The sequence below is a fragment of the Phaeobacter inhibens DSM 16374 genome, from assembly GCF_000473105.1.
Classification (GTDB): Bacteria; Pseudomonadota; Alphaproteobacteria; order Rhodobacterales; family Rhodobacteraceae; genus Phaeobacter; species Phaeobacter inhibens.
Genome location: NZ_AXBB01000006.1, coordinates 80784 through 87579, shown reverse-complemented (window position 1 = coordinate 87579; position 6796 = coordinate 80784). Strand labels below are relative to the sequence as shown.

6 protein-coding genes and 1 pseudogene are annotated in these 6796 nt (G+C 62.2%); 6 read left to right on the top strand and 1 reads right to left on the bottom strand.

Translation table 11 applies throughout. The features are described 5' to 3' along the window. Positions 1-297 precede the first annotated feature (297 nt). Positions 298-1059: pseudogene (locus INHI_RS20830) on the bottom strand (IS5 family transposase). 247 nt (positions 1060-1306) lie between these two features. On the opposite strand from INHI_RS20830, the gene INHI_RS0102980 reads away from it, so the two are divergent. The 6 genes from INHI_RS0102980 to INHI_RS0102955 all read left to right on the top strand — a co-directional run bounded on the left by INHI_RS0102980 (position 1307) and on the right by INHI_RS0102955 (position 6697). Continuing rightward, a complete protein-coding gene (locus INHI_RS0102980) occupies positions 1307-1777 on the top strand; it encodes a hypothetical protein (RefSeq protein WP_027246663.1) in 471 nt (156 codons plus the stop codon). Between the two features lie 40 nt (positions 1778-1817). Then, positions 1818-2771, top strand: a complete 954-nt coding sequence (locus tag INHI_RS0102975; protein ID WP_027246662.1) for an ArdC family protein — start codon at positions 1818-1820, stop codon at positions 2769-2771. Positions 2772-2840: 69 nt separating this feature from the next. Beyond that, entirely contained in the window at positions 2841-3230 is a 390-nt protein-coding gene (locus INHI_RS0102970) for a DUF3768 domain-containing protein (protein ID WP_027246661.1), read from the top strand. 158 nt (positions 3231-3388) lie between these two features. Then, positions 3389-5371 carry a ParB/RepB/Spo0J family partition protein gene (locus INHI_RS0102965; RefSeq protein ID WP_027246660.1) on the top strand — a complete coding sequence of 661 codons (1983 nt, stop codon included), beginning with the start codon at positions 3389-3391 and terminating at the stop codon, positions 5369-5371. A gap of 76 nt (positions 5372-5447) precedes the next feature. Beyond that, the gene (locus INHI_RS0102960; RefSeq protein ID WP_027246659.1) at positions 5448-6041 is read left to right on the top strand and encodes a hypothetical protein; all 594 of its coding nucleotides are present in this window, start codon (positions 5448-5450) and stop codon (positions 6039-6041) included. Continuing rightward, positions 6041-6697: a DUF6927 domain-containing protein gene (locus INHI_RS0102955; RefSeq protein ID WP_027246658.1), complete on the top strand. Its 657-nt coding sequence runs from the start codon at positions 6041-6043 to the stop codon at positions 6695-6697. Before INHI_RS0102960 ends, INHI_RS0102955 begins: the two co-directional genes overlap by 1 nt. The last annotated feature ends 99 nt before the right edge of the window (positions 6698-6796 follow it).

Genomic DNA, 6796 nt, shown 5'->3' with positions numbered 1-6796 from the left:
CGGGAACAGGCGGCATTTCTGATCGAGGCGATGGCCGAGGACCGTCCCGACGATCTGTTGCTGGCGTATCATACTGCCATGGAGGTCGGACCGCGCTGGCGAGAGCATATCGGCAACTCACTGAACCGGATGCCGGGGCCGAAGGCCATCCTCAAGAGCTTAGTTGTGTGATCGCCAGTGCAGCGAACGGTCTCCCGCGGCATCCTCCATGTGGGTTCAATACGGGAATGACGGCAGCGCGGCGCTGATCTGACAAGTGGCAACGGCGGTGCGTGACGCAGGTCCCGTTACAGCATCTTATAGCCAGTAAACGGCGAGTGCGGCGAGGGCGATGGCTGATAGGAAGACTATCGGGCATCTATCGTATCGCGTCGTCACGCGCCGCCAATCCTTCAGCCTGCCGAACATGATCTCGATCCGGTTGCGTCGTTTGGATCGGCGCTTGTGGTATTTCACCGGTTTATTCCGCTGTTTCCGGCCTAGAATGCAGGCGCATATCCCTTTGTCTTTCAACGCTTCTCTAAACCAATCGGCGTCATATCCCCGACCTCCAAGCAGCCAGCCGACCTTTGTAGGCTGCTGAGCAAAGCGCGGGCACCGATGTAATCGCTGACCTATCCTGCGGTTACGAACAGGCTAAGCGGGCGCCCTTGGCTGTCGCAAATGGCATGCAGCTTAGTGTTCATGCCGCTTTTGGTTCGGCCAATCAGACGTCCACGCCCCCCCTCTGACGTCCATGCTGGTCGCGGTACGATGGGCCTTCAGGTACGTAGCATCGATCATCACAGTCTTCTCTTCACTGTGTTCTGCGACCAGACCCGCCATCATCCGGGCGATTATACCTTTGTCGCTCCACCGCAATCAAAGGTTGTAAAGCGTGTTGTGCGGACCAGAAGCAGCAGGGGCATCTCGCCACCGCAAACCATTGTGATTGATGAAGATAATCCCGCTCAACGCACGTCTATCATCAACCCGAGGCTTGCCGTGGGGCTTCGGGAAGAAAGGTTTAAGGCGCACCATCTGCGCGTCGGTTAACCAGAAGAGATCAGATCTGGTCACCGCACGTTTTCGAGCCGTGGATCATGTCGATAGCCGAAATTCAATGGGCCCTTGGCCCTATATTTACTACATGAAATCACGGGTTTCTGCAGATGTGCCGGACCCTTGTCAGTTTCCGCGGTCCAGTTGGCGGTTGGAAAGTGAAAGTGTTCTTCGGGTTTTGTGACTGACGGATGAGGGCCTTTGGGGTCCCTCAGATGGGTCCGGGCCGGGTTCCGGTCTGCCGTTCCTGATGAAGGGCATTCCCATGCAAACAGGTGTCTTGCGCGTGCTCCGCGCAACCGCCGCCTCTTGGTGGCGGCATAGAGAGCTGCGTCGAACTGGCCAGACGGCGCTGGCACAACGGCTCGAACGCCAGACCGTCCTGCGTGATCTCGGCTATCTGAAGCAGGCGGCGTCATTGCCAAACGCGCATGTGATCTGCGGGGAGGGTGGGACGTTCCTCCATCTCGGCTGGACCACCGTCTCGACCCTCGCGCCGATCAAGCGCTTTCCGTTGGCCGCTCTTGCGGTCGCACGAGGGACGCCCTTCATCGATCTCCGACCCGTCACCGATGTCATCGCCTTTGCGAACCTGCCGCGGGTGGCGCAGGACGGATCTGTCGACCCTGACCCTTGCGGTCCTGGCAGGTCCGTCTCGCTGACCACCTACATCGACATGGTCGAAGCCCTCGGTGCAAGGGTCGCCAACCATCCGCGACCCCGCCAGTCAACCTGACCCCTCAATCTTCTCACCAACACTCGAAAGGACGCCAGCCATGGCCCGATCCCGCACGCCCAAATTCGATGCCTCCGAGGTCATCACGAACGAAATCATCCGCATCATCGAGCGCGGCGTCCTGCCATGGCGCAAGCCCTGGACCGCAGGCGGCAGCTCACGCCCCCTGCGCGTGGGCGGTGAGCCCTACCAGGGGGTGAACAACCTCCTGCTGACCATGCGCACCGTGATGGCGGGCCACAGCTCGCCATTCTGGATGACGCTGCCTCAGGCCAATGCGTTGGACGCGAAGGTTCGCAAGGGCGAAAAGTCCTCTGTCGTCGTCTATTACGGCCAAAGCCAGAAAGGCGCCGACGGCGAGAACGACGGCAGCGACGGGGATGTTCGCTCCGAGCAAGCCCGCATCTTCCGCTTTCAGAAATCCTACCGCGTGTTCAATGCCTGCCAGATCGAGGGCCTACCCGACAGCTTCTTCCCCGATCCGGAGCCGGTGCCCGAGCATCCGCCGTCCGAGCATCCGCCGTCCGAGCCCATCCCTCACATGCAGGCGTTTTTCGATGCTATCGACATCACGACCATCTTCACAGGAACGGAAGCCTATTATCTGCCACCCGTGGACAAGGTCTACATGCCGTCCATCACGCGGTTCCATGACCCGCGCAATTTCTACGGGGTTTGGGCGCATGAGCTGGCCCATGCCACGAAAGCCCCCCATCGACTGAACCGTGATTTCGGGTTCTCGAAGTTCGGCAACACCTCCTATGCGCGCGAGGAGATCGTCGCGGAATTGACCTCGGTTTTCCTGGGTCAGACGCTCGGCTTCACGGCCCATACGCTCGAGATGAATGCCGCCTATCTCCACAACTGGTTGCGCGTTCTTCGGTCGGACAAGGGTGCGATCTTCAAGTACGCCGCGGATGCACAACGTGCCTGTGACTACCTGATTGCCAGATCGGAGGCGGGCAGGACCGGGGAGAACGCCAAGGCCGCTTGAGGGGCGTGCGTCGGCAAAAGGGAAAGAAGGCTTTGGGAAGGGTGTTTCAACTTCTCAAGGGAGAGCCCTATGACCATCACTGTACAGCCCCAGACAGACTGCTCGGATCCGACCTTGATCGCCGCGCAGAACGACGCGTTCCGCAAGCTCGCGTGCCTTGGAGTGCCGCCCGCGCAGCCCATCCGAGGCCGGATGCATGTCACCCGCTCGCTTATGGAGGCCGGTGACGGCTTTATGGCCGAGGCCGTGAAAGCCACCGGGGAATTCAACACCTTCGAGCCCGAGAATGATCCCGAAGGCTGGCATGATTTCGGGGCGGTCGAGATCCGGGGAGAGACCGTGTTCTGGAAAATCGATCTGTATGAAGCGGATTCCGACTTCCGCTACGGGGCTGAGACCCCGGACAACCCCGCGACCACCATGCGCGTGCTGACCATCATGCTGGCGCGCGATTGGTAGAGGGGCAGGGGACGCCTCCCCCTGACATCTCGGACGATGAAGGCCCGCTGCTCCCTCAAAGGGAGAGTGGGCCTTCTGTCGTTGTGATCCCCGAAGCCGTGGATTGGTCACGCGCGTGAAGGCGCGGGCCACACCTCACCCACCTGGAAGGACATCCCATGACCACAAGCTTTGCCCCCCTCACCGTCGCCATCGGCGATCTGGTCCCGCATCCCGCCAATGTGCGCAGTAACTCCCCGGAAACCTATGATTCTGAAAACATCGCGCATCTGAAAGCCAGCATCGCTGTGCTGGGTGTGCTTCAGCCGCTCCTTGTCCAGAAGCTCGACGGCAAATACGCCGTCCTCGCCGGTGGCCGTCGCCATGCCGCGCTGAGCGAGCTGGTCGCAGACAAGGCCGCCAAGGGGTTCACCTCGAAGACCAAGGTCGACTGCCGCCTTGTGCCGGAGGATTGCGACGTGACGACGGCGCTGTCGCTGGCTGAGAACATCACGCAAGCGCCGATGAATGCCATCGACGAGTTCGAGGCCTTCGCCCGGATGATGGAGATCGATGGCCAGACGCCCGAGACCATCGCAAAAACCTTCGGCACCACGGTGGCCGCCGTGAAAGGCCGGTTGCGCTACGGGCTGATCCACCTCGATATCCGCGCCGCGGCCCGGGCGAAGACGATCACGCTCGACACGATGAAGGCCTTTGCCGAGCACCCGAGCCAGGAGGTGCAGCGCGAGGTCTATGAGGCGCTCACCAAGGAAGACAGCTATCTGCAGGCCTACACTGTCCGTCAGGCGCTGAAATCTCGCGGCGTGCAGGTCAGCGACGATATCGGAGCCTTCGTGCGGGAAGACTACGAGGCCCGCGGCGGCGCTGTCGCGGCCGATCTGCTGGAAGAACATTCGGTGCTCGAGGATGCGGCACTGGTCGAGACCATCCTGCTCGAGAAGCTCGAGGCCGCCGCCGAGGAGGCCCGTGTGAGGCTGGGCTTTGCCTGGGCCGATGCGTTGGTCCGCTATGATTACGCGACCATGGCCGACTACGGCCGCGTCTATCCCGGTCCGATCGAGCCCGATGAGGCCGCCCAGAAGCGCATCGACGAGATCACCGCCGAGCTTGAGCAACTGCAACTCGAGATGGAAGATGAGGGGCTCGATGACGACGCCTACAACGCTCTCTACGACCGCGTGGACGCACTGGAAGAGGAATCCCGCGACCTGCAGGAGGCTTATAGCACCGAGGACCTGGCGCGCGCCGGGGTTGTCGCCTCGTGGTCAAATGGGAAGGTGACGCTCCATATTGGCCTCGTGCGCCCGGAGGACACCGCGAAAGAGGAAGGCGTGCGTGGCTCCTCGGCTAGCCCGACCGGGGAGGAGGCCCCGGTCGCTGGCGAAATCACCTATCCGGCCTCACTGGCTGAGGACCTCAAGACCGAGCGGGCCATGGCCCTTGGCGCCGCGATGGCGCTGCATCCCGAGGCCACGCTCGATCTGACGCTCTTCAAGCTGGTGAGTGATGTTCTGGCCAGCGGCATGAGTGTCACGCAGGCGATCAAGGTCGACGCCCGCAAGGAATACCGCAGCCATGCCAAGATGGACGAGATCGACGAGACCTCGCTTGAGCAGGTGGCCGCGGCGCATGATACGCTGGACCTGTCGTGGCTCGATGACAGCCGTTCGCCCGCCGATCAGTTCGCGGCGTTTCGCGCGCTGAAGCCGGGTGAGAAGGCCAAGCTCGTCGCCTATGCGACGGCCAGCACGACGCAGTCCTGCTTCGCGCGGGACCGCCAGCGCGACAGCCTGATGCATGCGTTCGAGATCGAGATCATGCCCGATATTCGCGCCCACTGGACACCGAATGCGGCACTCTTCAACCGCTTCAAGAAGGCCGGGCTCCTGAAGATCCTCGGCGAGGATCTGGGCCTGGCCCAGGAGGCGGCGACGCTGGCCTCGTCGAGCAAGAAGGAGATTGTCTCCTTCTGCGACAAACTCTTTGCCGAGCCTTTCGCCACGCTAATGGACGCGCAGCGCGCTGCCGTGGCGGCCTGGTGCCCGCCGATGATGCAGACCGCCGGTGGCGCCTGTGATGAGACGGCGCCGATCACGGAAACCCCGGAACCTGACGGCGAGGTCGCGCAAGCGGCCTGAGCCACCACGCGACCCGCGCGTGGGCCATGCCGCTCGCGCGGGTCGACCCTCCCACACCCAACGGAAAGACATCCCCATGGCTATTCTCAAGTTTTCTGCCTCCGCTGTTGCGGCGCAAATCGCACATGCGCGCGCTTGCAAAACCTTCCTGCCCAACTGGAACGGGCCCGTGGACAGGCCGGCCCTGATCCTCATGGTCGGCAATGGTGTGCATCTGCGCTCGAACGGCATCGATGGCACGACCACCCGCATCGTCACGACCGAGCGGGCCGATCCCTCCTTCGCCTTCGCCGATGGCATGAATCCGTTTCGCGACACTGACTGGATGGCGCAGCGCCGCATGGCGTTTCGCGATCTGACTGGCCAGTTCTACACGGACATCCTGGACGATGTGCAGGTGCTCATTGACCGGTGGCAGGGGGGGATCCGGCTCGCCACCGATGGCCACAGCATCCGCGTCTTCGTGCGCCGGGCCGCGAACTATCTCATCGGCGGGACCTACGAAGTGCCCTCGGGCCTCGGCGGCACCTTCCGGGTCACCCCCAAGGATGCCTGCGATACCTTCGCGATCGTGCAGAACTGTGGCAATTGCGAGGATTTCGACGCCATGCAGCCCTATCGCGTGCCGCTCGATGCGCTGAGGGAACTCGATGATCGGAGGGCGGCGTAATGGGTTGGCTCTTTTACACCGACCGCCGCGTCCAGACCTACGCGGATGAGAAAGCGGAGATCACCCGGCTCTGTACCTTCGAGGGAGGCACGCGCAAAACCGAATTGGTCAAGGCCTGCAAGGTCGGCTCCACCTGGTATGCAGCGGCAAAGGTCACCAATCTCGACGGCACCGCTGTCGAAGACGCGACCTATGTGACCGATCCGGATGGCTCCTTCACTTTCGGGGCTGTCTTCCTCACCCGATACGATGACGGCTGCTGGGGCTATAAGGACATGGAGGAAAGCGCTGGCCCGAACGAGTCTCGTGCTCCGCTTGGGCTGATCGAGCTTCTCTCCAACCTGAAAGACCCGGACAGCTACGCCCATGCCTGGCGCCAGCGCTGCCGGGATTGGGCGTCGATCCCCGACTACGAGGAAGGCGACAAGATCAGGCTCGCCACCCCTGTGACACTCACCGATGGCAGCACCTGCCAGATCGTCACCGCGACCCACTACAGGCGCGGGCGGCAAAAACGCCGCTGCTATCGTATCGAGGAAACCGGCGGGCTCGTGCGCCTGTCTAAAGCTACGCTTGTGGGCTCGGTGCTGCTCAGCTCCGCAAAGGGCGAGGCCAGTCCTGTGCTGGCGGAATTTCTGGCGGGGCAGGGGGACTGAGTTTCCCGCTGAGACAACACCACGGGACCACGCGCACACATACTGCCGACTTGAAATCGTATCTCAAATGAGATACATCATTCCCATCAACTGGAAGAC